Annotated in this window: 17 protein-coding genes; 13 read left to right on the plus strand and 4 right to left on the minus strand. The window is 63.6% G+C overall.

What is annotated here, in order from left to right; translation table 11 throughout:
• Positions 1 to 99: 99 nt before the first annotated feature.
• Both JW897_RS24525 and JW897_RS11280 read left to right on the plus strand, forming a co-directional pair.
• Entirely contained in the window at positions 100 to 225 is a 126-nt protein-coding gene (locus tag JW897_RS24525; RefSeq protein WP_275899865.1) for a hypothetical protein, read from the plus strand.
• Between the two features lie 144 nt (positions 226 to 369).
• Entirely contained in the window at positions 370 to 807 is a 438-nt protein-coding gene (locus JW897_RS11280; protein WP_205466137.1) for a hypothetical protein, read from the plus strand.
• A gap of 125 nt (positions 808 to 932) precedes the next feature.
• Here JW897_RS11280 and JW897_RS11285 read toward each other — a convergent pair whose 3' ends face one another.
• Positions 933 to 1,925: a DUF2860 family protein gene (locus JW897_RS11285; RefSeq protein ID WP_205466139.1), complete on the minus strand. Its 993-nt coding sequence runs from the start codon at positions 1,923 to 1,925 to the stop codon at positions 933 to 935.
• Between the two features lie 272 nt (positions 1,926 to 2,197).
• Positions 2,198 to 2,620 (minus strand): hypothetical protein, encoded by a 423-nt coding sequence (locus JW897_RS11290; RefSeq protein ID WP_205466141.1) that lies wholly within the window; start codon positions 2,618 to 2,620, stop codon positions 2,198 to 2,200.
• Between the two features lie 398 nt (positions 2,621 to 3,018).
• Between JW897_RS11290 and JW897_RS11295 the strand changes: the two genes are divergently transcribed.
• On the plus strand, positions 3,019 to 3,657 hold the full coding sequence (locus JW897_RS11295) for a hypothetical protein (RefSeq protein ID WP_205466143.1): 639 nt from the start codon (positions 3,019 to 3,021) through the stop codon (positions 3,655 to 3,657).
• 265 nt (positions 3,658 to 3,922) lie between these two features.
• Here JW897_RS11295 and JW897_RS11300 read toward each other — a convergent pair whose 3' ends face one another.
• Both JW897_RS11300 and JW897_RS11305 read right to left on the minus strand, forming a co-directional pair.
• Complete coding sequence (locus tag JW897_RS11300; protein WP_205466145.1) at positions 3,923 to 4,735, minus strand: hypothetical protein; 813 nt, start codon at positions 4,733 to 4,735, stop codon at positions 3,923 to 3,925.
• Position 4,736: 1 nt separating this feature from the next.
• Positions 4,737 to 6,419 (minus strand): ABC1 kinase family protein, encoded by a 1,683-nt coding sequence (locus tag JW897_RS11305; RefSeq protein WP_048415206.1) that lies wholly within the window; start codon positions 6,417 to 6,419, stop codon positions 4,737 to 4,739.
• A 229-nt stretch (positions 6,420 to 6,648) separates the two neighbouring features.
• On the opposite strand from JW897_RS11305, the gene JW897_RS11310 reads away from it, so the two are divergent.
• The 10 genes from JW897_RS11310 (at position 6,649) to creD (ending at position 15,731) form a co-directional block, all read left to right on the plus strand.
• Positions 6,649 to 7,428 carry a C40 family peptidase gene (locus tag JW897_RS11310; RefSeq protein ID WP_048415207.1) on the plus strand — a complete coding sequence of 260 codons (780 nt, stop codon included), beginning with the start codon at positions 6,649 to 6,651 and terminating at the stop codon, positions 7,426 to 7,428.
• 74 nt (positions 7,429 to 7,502) lie between these two features.
• Positions 7,503 to 7,724 carry a hypothetical protein gene (locus JW897_RS11315; protein ID WP_048415208.1) on the plus strand — a complete coding sequence of 74 codons (222 nt, stop codon included), beginning with the start codon at positions 7,503 to 7,505 and terminating at the stop codon, positions 7,722 to 7,724.
• Positions 7,725 to 7,803: 79 nt separating this feature from the next.
• Positions 7,804 to 9,048 (plus strand): lipoprotein-releasing ABC transporter permease subunit, encoded by a 1,245-nt coding sequence (locus JW897_RS11320; protein ID WP_043593116.1) that lies wholly within the window; start codon positions 7,804 to 7,806, stop codon positions 9,046 to 9,048.
• The gene (gene lolD, locus JW897_RS11325) at positions 9,041 to 9,742 is read left to right on the plus strand and encodes a lipoprotein-releasing ABC transporter ATP-binding protein LolD (RefSeq protein ID WP_039754126.1); all 702 of its coding nucleotides are present in this window, start codon (positions 9,041 to 9,043) and stop codon (positions 9,740 to 9,742) included. The genes JW897_RS11320 and lolD overlap by 8 nt, the downstream gene beginning before the upstream one ends.
• A 39-nt stretch (positions 9,743 to 9,781) precedes the next feature.
• Positions 9,782 to 11,065, plus strand: coding sequence for a mechanosensitive ion channel family protein (locus tag JW897_RS11330; protein WP_240352168.1), 1,284 nt, complete (start codon positions 9,782 to 9,784; stop codon positions 11,063 to 11,065).
• An 18-nt stretch (positions 11,066 to 11,083) separates the two neighbouring features.
• Complete coding sequence (locus tag JW897_RS11335; protein WP_048415209.1) at positions 11,084 to 11,707, plus strand: response regulator transcription factor; 624 nt, start codon at positions 11,084 to 11,086, stop codon at positions 11,705 to 11,707.
• Complete coding sequence (gene nudB / locus JW897_RS11340; RefSeq protein ID WP_048415210.1) at positions 11,707 to 12,171, plus strand: dihydroneopterin triphosphate diphosphatase; 465 nt, start codon at positions 11,707 to 11,709, stop codon at positions 12,169 to 12,171. The genes JW897_RS11335 and nudB overlap by 1 nt, the downstream gene beginning before the upstream one ends.
• Positions 12,168 to 12,848, plus strand: a complete 681-nt coding sequence (creB, locus tag JW897_RS11345) for a two-component system response regulator CreB (protein ID WP_205466146.1) — start codon at positions 12,168 to 12,170, stop codon at positions 12,846 to 12,848. The genes nudB and creB overlap by 4 nt, the downstream gene beginning before the upstream one ends.
• 2 nt (positions 12,849 to 12,850) lie before the next feature.
• On the plus strand, positions 12,851 to 14,269 hold the full coding sequence (gene creC, locus JW897_RS11350) for a two-component system sensor histidine kinase CreC (protein ID WP_205466148.1): 1,419 nt from the start codon (positions 12,851 to 12,853) through the stop codon (positions 14,267 to 14,269).
• 94 nt (positions 14,270 to 14,363) lie between these two features.
• On the plus strand, positions 14,364 to 15,731 hold the full coding sequence (gene creD / locus JW897_RS11355; RefSeq protein WP_205466150.1) for a cell envelope integrity protein CreD: 1,368 nt from the start codon (positions 14,364 to 14,366) through the stop codon (positions 15,729 to 15,731).
• Positions 15,732 to 15,741: the final 10 nt, after the last annotated feature.

Genomic DNA, 15,741 nt, shown 5'->3' on the forward strand with positions numbered 1-15,741 from the left:
CTCGCTGGTTTTGTTTCCACCTTAATGAATGTGAAAAATAATTTGGAGAATGGTTGGGCTTCATTTTATTGAGATGCAATGACGCTTTTGGTGTGTTGAATGAAAAATAAAGCGATGGGCATCCTGCTGTTGCGTCATGTAAATATTAATACTGACCTTGATAGGGTGTTGTCATTTGCTATTCAAGCAAAGCGGAAAATCTTGGCTAAGGTGCTTGAAGATTGACAAATCCTGACATTTTTTCAGGTGTTTGGGATTTCTACGGAACGTTTGTCTAGAGTGTAATAGAGGTTGGTTTGGTTGCATGGTGCAAAGCTGACGGCGTTGCGAGTGTGGTACGGCTTATACTCTATTGACAAGGATGAACAAATGGAGTCCCAAGCAAATTCTAGCTTTTTGAGAACGACATTTCGATTTGTGAGCGCGGATGGGCGATCTCTGAATTTAGGTGGCGTGTTGGTGTATTCGATTGAAAAAGAATGGACTTTTTTGCCTGAAGGCGTGGGCCCCAGCCAGAATCCGGGGATAGGCAATCTTGCTATCTCCAGCCGACAGTTTGGCAGTTCCTCCAATTGCATTGTTACATTGGATATTGATCCGGTTATTGTAAATAATGTACCTTATGCGTCTGATGGGGCTAGCTTGATTTTTGGCATTGATGGCAGCAATGCTCATATCAATATTCATAAAGATGGCAGCATGGGCGTTGCCGGCATATATGGCGCTACGCCTGATATTGTGAAGTGGGAGTATGAAATTAATAAAGTGGGCGGGGAGTCTACTTTTTACTGCAAGAGCAAACGATAAGTCAGGTGCTGGTATCGTATGATCCAGTAAGGTTTATCGGAAAATACAATGTAAAAAACCCGCGGAAGCGGGTTTTTTAATTGCAGCCATTCATACTCAAAAACGGCTGAGCTTGGTGCGCCTTTTTAAAACGAGTAAATCAGCCCCACGCCCAGCGAGCGGATTTCAGCGTCGTAGAAGCTGATGTCGGCGTTGGATTTGCCGTAGGCGGCGCTGACGAAGGCGGACAGCGCTTTCTCGCCGAACAGCTGATGGCGCAGGTAGTTGAGGTCGACGGCATAGGCGTTGCTGTCGGCTTTTTTATTGCTGAACAGCGGGTTGCCCTGGTCGAAGCGCTGTTTGCGGAATTGCAGGCCGGCGCTGAAGGTGTTGAGATCGCTGCTGTAGGCGTAGTCCAGGCTCAGACCGTAGCTTTTGTTGCTCATCGCGCCGCCGTCCAGCTTGTCTTTGCCCCAGCTCAAACCGGGGGTCAGCGTTTGATTGGGGGCGAACGCCCATTCATAGCCCGCTTTCAACAAGGTGGCGTCGCCGTTGCGGTTCAGCGTGGCGCGGTCCGCCGCGCTGAGGCCGGCCACGCTCTGGCCGCTGCGCTCGTCGTCTATCTTGATGTTGCGCTGGGTCAGCTGGGCCTTGAAGCCGGTGCCCATGATGTTTTCCCAGCCCAGCAACAGGCCGGTGGATTTGCGCTTGGTGCCGTCGCGGTCCACGCCCACGGCGTAGGGGTCGGTCCAGGTGTTTTTGCTGAGGCCGCCGTAGAGCAGGCCGGCGGAGACGATGCCGTTGTTGCCCACTTGCTGGCGCACGCCCAGTTCCAGGGTGTCGTCCATGCCCAGCGGGTCGTGGATCTGGCTGTCGAACACGATCTGGGTGCGGCTGGCGGCGAAGGTGTAGCTGAGGTCCAGCACCGGCAACGCGAAGGAGTCGTTATGGGATTCCGGCGCGCTGTTCAGGCTGTTGGTTCTTTGATTTTTATCCCCCTTGAAAAGGTTGGATTTGACGCGGTTGCCGCCCACGCCCAGGCCGATGCTGCCGGAGAAGCCGTTTTCCGCCGGTATCGGGTCCGCCACTGCGAGTTGAGCCGCCAGCAAGGCGGACAAGCCCACGCATATAGTGCGCATATTCATCATCCTCAAAATAAAAGAGCTGCCTTTGGTTTTGGCCGCCGCCGCGTCGCACGGCGTCGACTTATGCAAAATGAATTGTTTGTCCATGTTAAGCCGGCGGCTGGCGGATTTGTCGCTCGCCGCGAAAATTTAGCCTGAGATGGCTTTGTTTTAGCTGCGGCTTGTTGCGGAATTGTCATCGTCATGGCGATTGCCTCCATGGGGAGCGGGACTATTGCAGTGCGAACTGGCGCAGCAGAATCGGCCGGTATTGTTTTGTGCATATCTTAAGTTTCTGGCGGCGTTTGACGCAAGATCTGCTGCAGCGAAGCCTCGTAGGTGTTGAGCCGGTCGATGTAGTCGAACACGTCCAGCGGCGCGATGCTCTGCGTCAGCACTTGCTCTACCAGATGAAAGAAGCCGGCCCAGCACGCGCTGGCCGCGCCGGGGGCGCTGAAGTCGACGTCTTCGGCAATGCGCGCCAGCAGAAAACGGTCCGCGCTGCCTGGGTTGTCCTGCAGGAAAACGAGGTAGTGGCCGGCGTATTCCCGTCCCAGCAGATAGGCTTGGCGGCGATCGGCAAGCGGCGGCACGTGCCAGCAGTGCGCTCTGGCTTGGCCGGGGGGCAGGGCGGCGAAGGGCAAGGCCTGGTAGGGCAGAGGCCGAGGGTCGGGATGGTAACGGCGGCGGCGAGGGAGATTGCATTTCATAACGACACTCCTTTGCGATGTTCTTACTCGCGGCCCCGCTCTCAGTCGGGATGGCGAGCACGTGACGGGGTTGAGAGACCGGCGCAAAGGACCCGGCAGGCCGTAAAGGCCTCCCCACCACGGCTCGCCGAAAATTGGGCGTAGCAATGGCGCCGGTTGTGGTGAACAACCGGGAATCTTTGCAGAACGGGCTCTCAATCCCGGTGCCTGTAATCTCAAGCACGGCCGCATTATTGCCGGCCCGCGGCGGGCTAGGCAAGCGCGGCGTTCGCCGGGCGCAGGGGGAGATGGGGCGGGCGTGGAGCCTTTGGGACGGGTTTGGGACGACGGGCGGGCGGGAGCTGGAAATATTGGTGGTAGTATTGAACGATCAGCAACCATGCCGCGAAAGGGCTGGCATGACGAGGATTCGCCGCTTTGCCTGGCTGGTGCCGCTGTTGCTGGCCTTGCCCGCTTGTTCGCAACAACGCTCCGCCGACGGTACGCTCAAACGCCAGCTGGATTTGCAGGAGGCGCTGGCTTTCGTGCATCAGGACGTGCCGCTGGCCGGCAATCACCTAGTGCTGCGCTCTTCTCTGGGCGGGCGCTTCGAGCTTAAATTCTACGATAGGCAACTGGTGGCCCCGCTGGACGCGCAATGGAAGCGGGTGCGCATCGTGGACGCCCGCGTGGTTGGCAAGGACGCGTTGGTGTTGCTGCGCGCGGACGATGCGGAGTGCGCGCCGGCTTACCGCCTGCTGCAAGTGCGCGACTACCGGGTGCGCAGCTGGACCCTGGTGGCCAGCTGCAATCAGGAGGAGACGATGACGGTGGACGAGGACGGCGGCGCGTGGCGCGCGCGTCAGGCGCGCAATCGCTTGAACGCGATGGTGTGGACCTGGCGCGGCGGCGAGCTGGAGGCCAGGCTGGAGCGCCCGGCCTCGGCCTATGATTCGCCGCGGACGCTTTCCCGCGGCGGCGGGCGGGTCGCGCGCGGTCCGCGCGGCGGCCGCGGCGAGATGCCGGACAGCGAGCGCGGGCTGCCTCCGGCGGAGTAGGCGCTTAGACCCGCTAACAAAACCCCTGATCCCGCGTTGCGTCTCCTTGTCGTACGACTTTTACTGCCTGCGTCGGCGCGCCTTGGCTCAGGTGCGCTGCGCGGTTTTGTTAGCGGCTCTTACGTACGTGTTTACGATCTCGCGAGCTAAGGCGAGACAAGGCGTTGCGACTGAGAAAGCGGAATGTACGCGTGGTACATGAGCATTTCGAAACGGTACTCACCGTGCCACGTCTCACGACGCGCGGCAGATCGTAAACAGGCTCTTACTGCGCCGGCGTCACTCTCACCTTGATGCTGCGCTCCAGTTGCACATTGCTGCGGCTGACGCCGATGAGCACGGTTTCCTGGCCGCTTTGGTCGCGGCCGATGCCGCCCACAGTCAACCATTCTCCTACAGCGCCTTCCACGGTGGTGGCCAGTTTGGCGCTGTCCAGGTTCTGGCCGTTGAAGGCTTGCTGGCTGGCTGCCAGTTCCAGCGTCACGCGCTGGCCGTGCAGCCGCGGTCGGGCGTAGAAGCCGGTGACGGCGTCCTGGTAGCGCACGCCCACTACTGGCCGGCCGTCGGCGCCGAACATCAGCCAGGGCAGCGGCCGGCTGCTGCCTATCTCGATGAAGCCGGTCTTGCCGTCCAGCATGCGCAGCGCCTGGCTAGCCTGCAGCCGGGTATTGGACTGGCTGGCGCCGCCGGCGATCACCACCTGGCTGCCGGGGCGCACCGTCATCGGCTTGCCGGTGCTGATGCTGTAACCGCCGCCCTGAACCTGGCCGCCTAGCTGCACCGCGGATTTGCTTTCGCGGCTGACGCCGTCCTGGGTCACTTCCACCAGCAAGGACGAGGATTTGACGTCCAGTTGGCGGATCAGCCGGCGCAGTTCGGCGCTGCGACCGGGCGGGGCGTCCAGGATCAGCTGGTTGCCCAGCGCGCCCAATTTTTCGCCGTCGCGCAGCTGCGGTCGCAGGGCGGCGGCCACTTCGTCGCCGTCGCGCCAGTTGAGGGTGATGACGTCGGCGGCGTTGGCCGCGGCGGCCAGGCCGAGCAAGGCGGCCGCAAAGAGGTTCTTCTTGTTTGATTTCATGTCACAAATCCTTGCCGGAGCGCCAGATGGCCCAGACCAGCCACACGCTGTTGAACATGGCCAGCATGAAGCCGACGAAGCCGAAGAAGGGCAGGCCGAACAGCTTGGGGCCGGCGTTGACGGTCATCACGATGGAGGAGCCGATGATCAGACAGCCGGTGACGATGCCCATGGTCAGCCGGTTGGTGCTGCGGTCCAGCTGACGGCCGAAGCTGTCCAGCCGCTGCAAATCAAGGTTGACGCGGAATTTGCCGTGGCGCATGTCCTTGCCCATGCGCATCAGGTCGCGCGGCAGGCTGGAGAGCATGGCCAGCGCTTCGCCCAGCGAGTGGCGGCCGCGCTTGAGCAGGGCCGCCGGGTGGTAGCGGGCGATGGAAAGCTCGCGCACGAAGGGGGTGATGTGGGCGATGAGCTGGAAGTCCGGGTCCAGCTGTCGGCCCAGGCCTTCCAGGGTGATCAGCGCCTTGAACAGCATGGCCATGTCCGGCGGCAGCAGGATGGAGTGGTCGCGGATCAGCGCCATGATGTCGGCGATCAGCTGGCTGATGTTGATGCCCTTGAGGGGAACATGTTCGTACTGGAACAGGAATTCGCCCACGTCGTGGGCGAATTGGCGTTCGTTGACCGGGGTGTTGCCGGTCCATTCGATCAGCACGTCGATGATGCCGGCCTCGTCGCGGTTGGCCACGGCGGCGAGCAGGTCGACGATTTCGTCGCGGCGGCCGTGGCTGATGCGGCCCACCATGCCGAAGTCGATGAAGGCGATGCGGTGTTCAGGCAGGAAGAAGACGTTGCCCGGATGCGGGTCCGCGTGGAAGAAGCCGTGGATCAAGATCATCTTCAGCACCGCGTCCGCGCCGCGCTGGGCCAGCAGCACCGGGTCCAGGCCGCTGTCGGCCAGTTGTTCCAGCCGGGCGGCCGGCACGCCGGCGATGTAGTCCTGCACGTTGACGGCGGCGTTGGTGTAGTCCCAGTAAACCTTGGGCACTTGCACTTCCGGATCGTCGGCGAAGTCGCGGGCGAAACGCTCGGAGTTGCGCGCTTCCACCGCCAGGTCCATTTCCCGCTTCAACGAGCGGGCGAACTGGCCGACGATTTCCACCGGCTGAAAGCGGCGCACGTCGGGAAACTCCAGTTCCAGCAGGCCGGCCAGGTGATTGAGGATGCGCAGGTCCGCTTCCACCTTGTCCACAATGCCGGGGCGGCGCAGCTTGACCGCCACGTCGCTGCCGTCGTGCAGGGTGGCGCGGTGCACCTGGGCGATGGAGGCGGAGCCTATGGGGTTGAAGTCGAAGTGGGCGAACACGGCTTCCGGCTCGTCGCCCAGCGCGGCCTTGACCAGGCGGCGCACCGCTTCCGGTCGCACCGGCGGCACTTTGTTCTGCAGCTTTTCGAATTCGGTGATCCAGTCCGGCGGAAACACATCCACGCGGGTGGAGAGAATCTGGCCCAGCTTGATGAAGGTGGGGCCCAGTTCTTCAAAGGCGAGGCGCACGCGCACCGGGGTGGGCGGGCGGTTTTCCGGCTCCGGCAGGTTGAGGTTCAGCCATTGACCGGCTTTTTCCACCGCGCGCGGTAATTTTAGCCTTTGGGCGAATTCGCCCAGGCCGTGACGGATCAGGATGCCGCTGATTTCCTTCAGTCGCGGCAGGTCGCGCATGGCGATCAGAGTTTCTCTCAGCATCGGTTCTGCCTTGTGGGCATTGGGTTTTTACTCAAAAACAAAGGCTTGCCGTCCGGGCGCGCCGGCGCCGTCCCGCCGCGCGGTTTTGTCGTCGGCCATGCCAATGCGATGGATTGTACGCCATTAGTGCCGGCTGTCTTGTCCAAGGTTCAAGCGGGCCGGCCCAAAGCGCTGGAAACGGCCGGGCTGCGGCTTTACACTACCGCCCCCGTCCGATAGAGTTCGGCCTATGAAATTGCAACTCCGCTTAATGACTCTGGTGCTGGCGGGCTTTATGGTATTCGCTGAAGCGGCGCCGGAAAAGGCCCCTCCGGAAGGGCGCCCCGCGGCGGAAGCTAGCGCGCAGTCCGGCCAGGACGATCCCATATCCAAATTCTCCTCCCCCGCGGAAGACGCGGTGGGGGATTTGTTGTTGCAAGCCATGAGCCTCTTGGGCGTGGCCTATCGTTTCGGCGGCAATTCGCCGGAAAACGGCCTGGATTGCAGCGGCTTTATCCGCTATGTGTTTCAAAAATCCCTGAAAGTGAATCTGCCGCGCACTTCCGCCGAAATGGCCCGCGTGGGGAAATCCATCAATCGCAGCGAACTCGTGCCCGGCGATCTGGTCTTTTTCAACACCCGCGGCTTCAGCTATTCCCATGTCGGCATGTATATGGGCAACGGCAAGTTCATTCACGCGCCGCGCACCGGCAAGAACATCGAAGTGGCCAATATCAACCAGAGCTACTGGAACGGCCGCTTCAACGGCGCGCGGCGGGTGAACCGCAGCACGGCGGCGCAATCGGCTGACACCTCGGACGATCTGAACGTGGCGGCGCCGACGCGCAAGGCCGCGGCGGAAAGTGCTCCGGCGACGAAATGCCGCAAGGGCAAGAAGTGCAAGCCGGAGGCCGCCGCCAAAAAGGGCGGCAAGGCCGAAGCCAAGAAGTCGGGCAAGAGCGGCGGCAAGGCGGCGGCGAAGAAGGGCGGCAAGGCCTCCGCCGGCGCCAAGAAAAAAGCCAAGCGTTGATTGGCGGCTTAAGCTGATAAGGATGCAGGAACGACATTGCCCGCGTTGCGGGCAATGTGCTTTGGAGCGAGACGATGGCATTGAAAGTGGACATACCGGTGTGGAAAGACCCGCAAGGCAATGTGGTGGCTTGCGTGGAAAAACTGAAAGTGATGCAGGAGAACCTGGAGGAGCTGGCCCAGCTGGCGCAGGACGCGCTGGAAGACGCGGTGCTGATGGGCTGCGACGAGGGTCAGGTGAAGGATTTCCTGGTTCAGGTGATGCAAAGCCTGCACAACCCCTATCAAGGGCGCTGAGCGCCGTTTTCATCCACCCCCTCGGGTTGGCCGCCGCGCGCGGCGAGCCCGCGACTCGCTCCGGAAAGGGGCTTTTTTGATGCATTGGCCTTTTGAAGCCTTTATCGGCCTGCGTTACTTGCGGGCCAAGCGCCGCAACGGTTTCATTTCCTTCATTTCCCTGATTTCCATCGTCGGCATCGCGCTGGGCGTGGCCGCGCTGATCATCGTGCTGTCGGTGATGAACGGCTTTCAGAAGGAAATCCGCGGCCGCATCCTGAGCGTGGCCTCGCACCTGGAGGTCAGCACTTACGACGGCCGGCTGGATCATTGGCGGCAGGTGGCCCAGCTGGGCGGCGCGCAGCCGCATGTGCTGGCCGCCGCGCCCTTCGTCAACGGCCAGGGCCTGTTCTCCGCTTACGGCAATGTCCGCGGCGGCCTGGTGCGCGGCATCGAGCCAGCACTGGAGGACAAGGTGGTGGACGTGGGCCGCCACATGGTGGCCGGCAAGCTGGAGAGCCTGCGCCCCGGCGAGTTCGGCATGGCGCTGGGCGCGGAACTGGCGCGCCAGCTGAATGTGGGCCTGGGCGACAAGGTGATGTTGTTCGTGCCGCAGGGCACGATCACGCCGGCGGGCATGCTGCCGCGCTCCAAGCAGTTCACCGTGGTGGGCATTTTCAAGGTGGACATGTTCGAGTTCGACGCCTCGCTGGCGATGGTAAACCTGCGCGACGCCCAGGTGTTGTCGCGGATGGGGGACAGTGTTAGCGGCGTGCGCTTCAAGCTGGACGATCCGATGCTGGCGCCGACGGTGAAGCAGGCGCTGCGCGCCAAGCTGCCGCAAAACCTGGTGACGGACTGGACCGACACCAATTCCAATTATTTCCGCGCGGTGCAGATCGAGAAAAGGATGATGACCATCATCCTGACGCTGATCGTGGCGGTGGCGGCCTTCAATCTGGTGTCCACGCTGGTGATGGTGGTGACGGACAAGCAGGCGGACATCGCCATTCTGCGCACGCTGGGCGCGTCGCCGGCCAGCATCATGAAAATCTTCATGATCCAGGGCTCGGTGGCCGGGGTGCTGGGCACTTTGTCCGGGGTGGCCTCGGGCGTGCTGATCGCCTTGAACCTGGATGTGATCGTGCCGCTGATCGAACGCGTGATCGGCAGCAAGATTCTGTCCAGCGAGGTGTATATGATCGACTACCTGCCGTCCGACGTGCAGTGGAGCGATGTCTCCACCATCACCCTGATTTCCCTGGCGCTGGCCTTGTTCGCCACGCTGTACCCCAGCTGGCGCGCGGCGCGCACGCAACCGGCGGAGGCCTTGCGCTATGAGTAATGTGTTGTCGTGCCAAGGGCTGGGCAAGTCCTATAACGAAGGCAAGCTGCAGCTGACGGTGTTGTCCGAAGTCAGCCTGACGGTGGAGAAGGGCGCCAGCCTGGCCATCGTCGGTGCGTCCGGCTCCGGCAAGAGCACGCTGCTGCATTTGCTGGGCGGCCTGGACACGCCCAGCGCCGGCCGGGTGGAGGTGCTGGGCCGCGATCTGGCGACCATGTCCGAGTCCGAGCGCGGCCGGCTGCGCAACGCTTCGCTGGGCTTCGTTTATCAGTTCCATCATCTGCTGCCTGAATTCAGCGCGCTGGAAAACGCGATGATGCCGCTGCTGATCCGCCGCATGCCGCGCAAGCAGGCGGAGCGGGAGGCGAGCGAGATGCTGGGCCGCGTGGGCCTGGGTCAGCGGCTGCAGCACAAGCCGGGCGAATTGTCCGGCGGCGAGCGCCAGCGGGCGGCGATCGCGCGCGCGCTGGTGACCCGTCCGGCCTGCCTGCTGGCGGACGAGCCCACCGGCAATCTGGACGTGCACACCGCCAAGCAGGTGTTCGATCTGATGCTGGAACTGAACCGCACGCTGGGCACCAGCCTGATCATCGTCACCCATGATCTGGACCTGGCGGCGCGCACCCAGCGGGTGCTGCGCCTGACGGAAGGCAAGTTGACGGAGACGGCGCGCGCCGCCGATCTGCCGCTGTGATTTTTATCGGGACTCGTTCCAAAGCTTTAGGAGACCACATTGCTGTTCAAGCGTGAAGAAATCGATTTCGATGCCTTGCTGGACATTCTGCAAACCCCGTCCGGCATGATGGAGTCGGCGATAGGCGTGTTGTGCGTGTTCATCGCCTTCTATCTGGCCCGTTTCGCCTTCAAGCAATTTTTCGATCACAGCCCCGAGCGCTACGAGCGCTTTTTGCCCTATGTGGGTTTCCGCCTGGTGCTGCCGGTGGCGGCGCAGGCGCTGGTGATGCTGTCGCGTTCGGCCTGGGTGCACCTGCTGCACGAGCGCGCGATGGTGTTGCACCTGCTGAGCGCGATGCTGTTCTGGCTGACCCTGATCCGGCTGTGCTGCGCGGTGGTGCGCCAGGCGCTGCCCAAGGGCCGTTTCGAACGCCATACCGAGCATTTCCTGGCCACGGCCCTGTGGCTGGGCTTCGTCAGCTGGGCCATAGGCTTCGACATGGTGGTGATCGAGTGGCTGGAGTCGATGTCGTTCTCGGTGGGCAAGAGCCGCTTGAACATGCTGACCATACTCAACGGCCTGCTGTGGGTGTCCATCATCGTGGTGGTGGCTTTGTGGGCCAGCCGCCTGATCGAATCGCGCTTGATGAATTTGAAGCATCTGGACCCCAGCCTGCGCATCGTGTTCGCCAAACTGACCCGCACCGGGCTGCTGATCGCCGCGGTGCTGATCGCGCTGCCGGTGGTGGGCATCGATCTGACCGTACTGTCGGTGTTCGGCGGCGCGGTGGGTATCGGCCTGGGTTTCGGCTTGCAGAAGATCGCCAGCAATTTCGTGTCCGGCTTCATCATCCTGCTGGACCACTCCATTCGCATCGGAGACCGGCTGATGGTGGAGAACCGCGTGGGCTACGTGACCAAGATGACCTCGCGCTACGTGGTGCTCAAGGGCGCGGACGGCACCGAGGCGCTGATTCCCAACGACTCGCTGATGTCCAATACCGTGGTCAACCAGTCGTATTCCGACAAGAGCATGTGGACCAGCCTGCCGGTGTCGGTGGCTTACGGCACCGATCTGGACAAGGCGCTGGAGCTGCTCAAGCAGGCGGCCAATCACCCGCGGGTGCAGCAGGACCCGGCGCCGCGCGGTTTCGTCACCCTGTTTGCCGACAGCAGCATCAATCTTGAGCTGGGCTTTTGGGTGGCGGACCCGGAAAACGGCTTCATGGGCTTGAAATCCGATCTGAATATGGCAATCTGGCGGCTGTTCCAGCAACATGGCATTCAAATGCCGTTCCCGCAGCGGGAAATCCGCATTCTCAACGACAAGCCGCAAGACTAAGGCAGGGGAGACGCCTCCATGGCAGGCAAACGCTTGGCAATCATAGACGACGACGCCGCGGTGCGGGAGTCGCTGGTATGGCTGCTGGACGGCCAGGGCTATCTGGCCAGCGGCTTCGACAGCGCGGAGGAGTTTCTGGCCTGCCCGGACGGCGGCGACTTCAACGGCATCATCCTGGACCTGAGGCTGTCCGGCATGAGCGGCATCATGCTGCTGGAAAAGCTGGCCGGCTGGCCATACTGTCCGCCGGTGATCATGCTCACCGCCCACGGCGACGTGCCGCACGCGGTGGCGGCGCTGAAGCTGGGCGCGCTGGATTTCATGGAGAAGCCGTTCGACGACGAGCGTTTGCTGGAGCGCGCCGAGGCCGCGGTGCTGCGCGACGAGCAGAACCGTCTGCTGCATGGCCGCCGCAGCAAGGTGTCCGCCGCGCTGTCCCTGCTGACCGATCGCGAGCGCGAAGTGATGCAGTTGATCCTCACCGGCAAGCTCAACAAGCAGATCGCCGAGGAGCTGGCCATCAGCATGAAGACGGTGGAAGTGCACCGCGCCCGCGTGTTCGACAAGATGGGCGTCAAATCCGCGGTGGAGCTGGCCGGCCTGCTGGCCAGCCAGAGCCCGGCCAACGGAGGCAAGCGCTGATGGGCAGCAAGCAACCGGTATCGGTGCTGGTGGTGATCCACACCGCGGACGGCCAGGCGCTGTTGATCGAACGCGCCGACAAGCCCGGTTACTGGCAATCCGTGACCGGCAGCCGGGAAGGCGAGGAAGCCTTGCGCGACACCGCGCTGCGCGAACTGGCCGAGGAAACCGGCCTGGTTTTGGAGCGCGACGACCCCCGGCTCAGCGACTGGGGCCTGGTCAACCGCTACGAAATCTATCCGCATTGGCGCCACCGTTATCCGGACGGCGTCACCCACAACGACGAACACGTGTTCGGCCTGTGCCTGGAGCGGCCGCTGACGGTGACGCTGGCGCCGCGCGAGCATCTGGCCCAGCAATGGCTGCCTTGGGACGAGGCCGCCGACAAAGTGTTCTCGCCGTCCAACGCCGAGGCGCTGCGGCTGCTGCCGCAAAGGCTGGCTCCGGCGCCGGCGCGGCCATGAAGCCGCTGATCTGGCTGGCCGAGGACGAGGCCGGCATCGCCGACACCCTGATCTACACCTTGGAAACCGACGGCTTCGCCGTCGAGTGGTTCGAGCGCGGCCTGCCGCTGCTGGAGCGGCTGGACCACGCCGTCCCGTCGTTGTGCATCCTGGACGTGGGCCTGCCGGACATCAACGGTTTCGAGCTGTGCCGCCGCTTGCGCGAGCGAGCCGATCTGCCGCTGATGTTCCTGACCGCGCGCAGCGAGGAAATGGACCGCATCATCGGCCTGGAAATCGGCGCCGACGACTACGTGGCCAAGCCGTTCTCGCCGCGCGAGGTCAGCGCCCGCGCGCGCACCATCCTGCGGCGCTACGCCAAGGGCCAGGCACCGGCCGCCGCGCCGGCGCCCGCCGGCTTCGAACTGGACGAGGCGCGCGCCTGCGTTCATTTCGCCGGCCATAAGCTGAACCTGACCCGCTACGAATACCTGCTGCTGAAAACCCTGCTGGCGGAGCCGGGCCGGGTGTTTTCGCGCCAGCAGCTGATGGAGCGGGTGTGGCGCGACGCCGAGGACAGCTTCGACCGCACCGTGGACACCCACGTCAAAACCCTGCGCGCCAAGCTGCGCGACATCGACCCCGACGCCCAGCCCATCCAGACCCACCGCGGCCTGGGCTACAGCCTGGGCGAGTGAGCATGCGCTTCGGCCTGCGGCTGTTCCTCGGTTATTTCCTGATCGTGGCGGTGGCCGGCTGGTTCGTGCTGGCCATTTTCACCCAGGAAGTGAAGCCGGGCGTGCGCCGCGCCACCGAGGGCACGCTGGTGGACAGCGCCAATGTGCTGGCCGGCATCGCCGCCGCCGACCTGGCCGACGGCGACATCGCCAACGGACGGCTGGCGCGCGCCTTCCGCGACAAGGCGCGGCCGCCCATCGCCGCCAACATCTCCGGCATCGTCAAGAACAATATGGAGTTCCGCGTCTACGTCACCGACGCGCGCGGCGTGGTGATTTTCGATTCCAGCGGCCGCGACTTGGGTCGCGATTACTCGCGCTGGAACGACGTCTACCGCACGCTGCGCGGCGAATACGGCGCGCGCAGCACCCGCAGCAAGCCGGACGACGAAAACAGCAGCGTGATGCACGTGGCCGCCCCGGTGCGGCTGGATGGGCGCATCGTCGGCTCGCTGACCGTGTCCAAGCCCAATGTGACGATGGAGCCGGTGATACGCCGCAGCGAGCGCAAGATCATGCTGGCCGGCGGCGCGCTGCTGGGCGCGGCCCTGCTGATAGGCGCGGTGATGGTGTGGTGGATCAACCGCTCCATCCGCCGGCTGGTGGGCTACGCCGAGGCGGTGGCGGCCGGCCAGCCGGCCAATCTGCCGCGGCTGGGCAGCCCGGAGCTGGACAGCCTGGGCCAGGCGGTGGAGGCGATGCGGCGCAAGCTGGAGGGCAAGGCCTATGTGGAAGGCTATGTGCACACGCTGAGCCACGAGCTGAAAAGCCCGCTGGCGGCGATACGCGGCGCCGGCGAGCTGCTGCGGGAAGATCCGCCGCCGGAAACGCGCCGCCGCTTCGTCGACAACATCCTGGCGCAGAGCCTGCGCATGCAGCAGTTGATCGAAAGGCTGTTGTGGCAGGCGCGGGTGGAGTCCCGGCTGCGGCCGGACGCCCAGGCGCTGGACTGGACCGCCTTGATCGAGGAAACCGCCGACGGCAAGGCGCTGGCCGCCGCGCGGCGCGGCGTCGGCATGGTGCGCAGGCTGGCGCCGGCCAGCCTGAACGGCGACCGGCTGCTGCTGGCGCAGGCCTTGTCCAATCTGCTGGACAACGCGCTGGAGTTCAGCCCGCCGGGCGGCGTGATCGAACTGGACGGCGCGCCGGAAGAGGGCGGCTATCTGCTGCGCGTGCGCGATCACGGGCCGGGCGTGCCGGATTACGCGCTGGAGCGCGTGTTCGAGCGCTTCTACTCGCTGCCGCGCCCGGACAGCGGCAAAAGCACCGGCCTGGGCCTGAGCCTGGTGCGGGAGGTGGCGCAGCTGCACGGCGGCCGCGCCGAGCTGTTCAACCACGCCGACGGCGGCGCCGAGGCGCGGCTGTGGCTGCCGCCGGGCTGAGCCGCGCGGACTTCACACGCTCTTCACACCAGCCCATTTCCGCTTCACTCCCAGGGCTTACGCTGTCTTCCGTGATGAAACCCGGAGGCAAGCGATGAAGAAAAACCCCTTATTGACCAAGATCCTGATCCTGCTGACGCTGTCCTTGGCGCTGCTGGTGCCGGTGAGCGCGATCAGCAACCTGATCTCCGAACGCAAGCATTACCAGGAAGAAGCGGTGGAGAAAGTGGTGGCCAGCACCAGCGGCGAGCAGACCGTGATCGGTCCGGTGCTGGTGATTCCCTATGTGGAAACCGTAGAGGAGAAGCAGAACGGCAAGACGCAAAGCGTCAAGCACGAGCTGGAGCGCTATGTGTTGCCGCGCCAGTTGGCGATAGACGGCAAGCTCAAAGTCAGCCCGCGCTCGCTTGGCATTTATCAGGCGTTGATCTTCGGCAGCGAGGCCGGCTTCAACGGCCATTTCGAGATTCCGCCGCAGCCGGAACTGCTCAAGCCGTCGATTCAGTTGAAAACTCCCTATCTGGCGGTGGGCATCAGCGATCCGCGCGGCATAGGCAAAGTGCCGCGGCTGAACGCCGGCGGCAAGGCGCTCCCCTTCGCGGCCGGCGCCGGCCTGCCGCGGATGAGCGAGGGCATACACGCGGCGTTGCCGCAGCTGCTGGACCTGTCCAAGGCGCAGACGCTGCCGTTCGCCTTCCAGCTCAATCTGCAGGGCACGCGCAGCATCAGCTATGTGCCGGTGGGCGAGAGCAGCACGCTGAGCCTGGCGTCCAACTGGCCGCACCCCAGCTTCATCGGCAACTTCCTGCCGGTGCAGCGCAATGTGGACGCCAAGGGCTTCAAGGCGCAATGGGAGAGCAGCTGGTTCGCCAACAATCTGAACGACCGCTTCCAGCAGGCGGCCTTCAGCGAAGGGAAGTCCGGCCTGAGCGCATTGCCGTCCTTCAGCACCGGCCTGGTGCAGCCGGTGGACCAGTATCAGCAGAACGAGCGCTCGGTCAAATACGCGGTGCTGTTCATCGGCCTGACCTTCTTGTCCTTCTTCCTGCTGGAAACGCTGCGCAGCCTGCGCGTGCACCCCATCCAGTACGTGCTGGTGGGCATGGCGCTGGTGATGTTCTTCCTGGTCTTGCTGGCCTTGTCCGAGCACCTGGGTTTCGGGCCTGCCTATCTGCTGGCGGCGACGGCCTGCGTCGGCCAGATCGGTTTCTACGTCAGCCACATCCTCGGCGGCTGGAAGCGCGGCCTGGGCTTCGCCGGCCTGCTCAGCCTCTTGTACGCGGTGCTGTACGGCCTGTTGCAGTCCGAGGACAACGCCTTGCTGCTGGGCAGCCTGCTGCTGTTCGCCGCGCTGACCGCCATCATGACGCTGACCCGGAGGCTAGATTGGTATCGCTTCTCCGCGCGGAGCGAGGAAGCGGCGCCGGAAGCGCTGGCGCCGCCGCCCCCGCCGCAGTCTTGAGCGCGACGGT

The sequence above is a fragment of the Chromobacterium alkanivorans genome, from assembly GCF_016937655.1.
GTDB lineage: Bacteria > Pseudomonadota > Gammaproteobacteria > Burkholderiales > Chromobacteriaceae > Chromobacterium > Chromobacterium alkanivorans.

What these genes read in the sequence shown, in the direction of transcription:
- JW897_RS11290 (WP_205466141.1), bottom strand. Translation starts at nt 2,620, where the DNA reads ATGAAATGCAATCTCCCTCGCCGCCGCCGTTACCATCCCGACCCTCGG.
- JW897_RS11300 (WP_205466145.1), bottom strand. Translation starts at nt 4,735, where the DNA reads ATGAAATCAAACAAGAAGAACCTCTTTGCGGCCGCCTTGCTCGGCCTG.
- JW897_RS11280 (WP_205466137.1), top strand. Translation starts at nt 370, where the DNA reads ATGGAGTCCCAAGCAAATTCTAGCTTTTTGAGAACGACATTTCGATTT.
- JW897_RS11320 (WP_043593116.1), top strand. Translation starts at nt 7,804, where the DNA reads ATGCATTGGCCTTTTGAAGCCTTTATCGGCCTGCGTTACTTGCGGGCC.
- JW897_RS24525 (WP_275899865.1), top strand. Translation starts at nt 100, where the DNA reads ATGAAAAATAAAGCGATGGGCATCCTGCTGTTGCGTCATGTAAATATT.
- JW897_RS11285 (WP_205466139.1), bottom strand. Translation starts at nt 1,925, where the DNA reads ATGCGCACTATATGCGTGGGCTTGTCCGCCTTGCTGGCGGCTCAACTC.
- JW897_RS11310 (WP_048415207.1), top strand. Translation starts at nt 6,649, where the DNA reads ATGAAATTGCAACTCCGCTTAATGACTCTGGTGCTGGCGGGCTTTATG.
- creD (WP_205466150.1), top strand. Translation starts at nt 14,364, where the DNA reads ATGAAGAAAAACCCCTTATTGACCAAGATCCTGATCCTGCTGACGCTG.
- JW897_RS11295 (WP_205466143.1), top strand. Translation starts at nt 3,019, where the DNA reads ATGACGAGGATTCGCCGCTTTGCCTGGCTGGTGCCGCTGTTGCTGGCC.
- lolD (WP_039754126.1), top strand. Translation starts at nt 9,041, where the DNA reads ATGAGTAATGTGTTGTCGTGCCAAGGGCTGGGCAAGTCCTATAACGAA.
- creB (WP_205466146.1), top strand. Translation starts at nt 12,168, where the DNA reads ATGAAGCCGCTGATCTGGCTGGCCGAGGACGAGGCCGGCATCGCCGAC.
- creC (WP_205466148.1), top strand. Translation starts at nt 12,851, where the DNA reads ATGCGCTTCGGCCTGCGGCTGTTCCTCGGTTATTTCCTGATCGTGGCG.
- JW897_RS11315 (WP_048415208.1), top strand. Translation starts at nt 7,503, where the DNA reads ATGGCATTGAAAGTGGACATACCGGTGTGGAAAGACCCGCAAGGCAAT.
- JW897_RS11305 (WP_048415206.1), bottom strand. Translation starts at nt 6,419, where the DNA reads ATGCTGAGAGAAACTCTGATCGCCATGCGCGACCTGCCGCGACTGAAG.
- nudB (WP_048415210.1), top strand. Translation starts at nt 11,707, where the DNA reads ATGGGCAGCAAGCAACCGGTATCGGTGCTGGTGGTGATCCACACCGCG.
- JW897_RS11335 (WP_048415209.1), top strand. Translation starts at nt 11,084, where the DNA reads ATGGCAGGCAAACGCTTGGCAATCATAGACGACGACGCCGCGGTGCGG.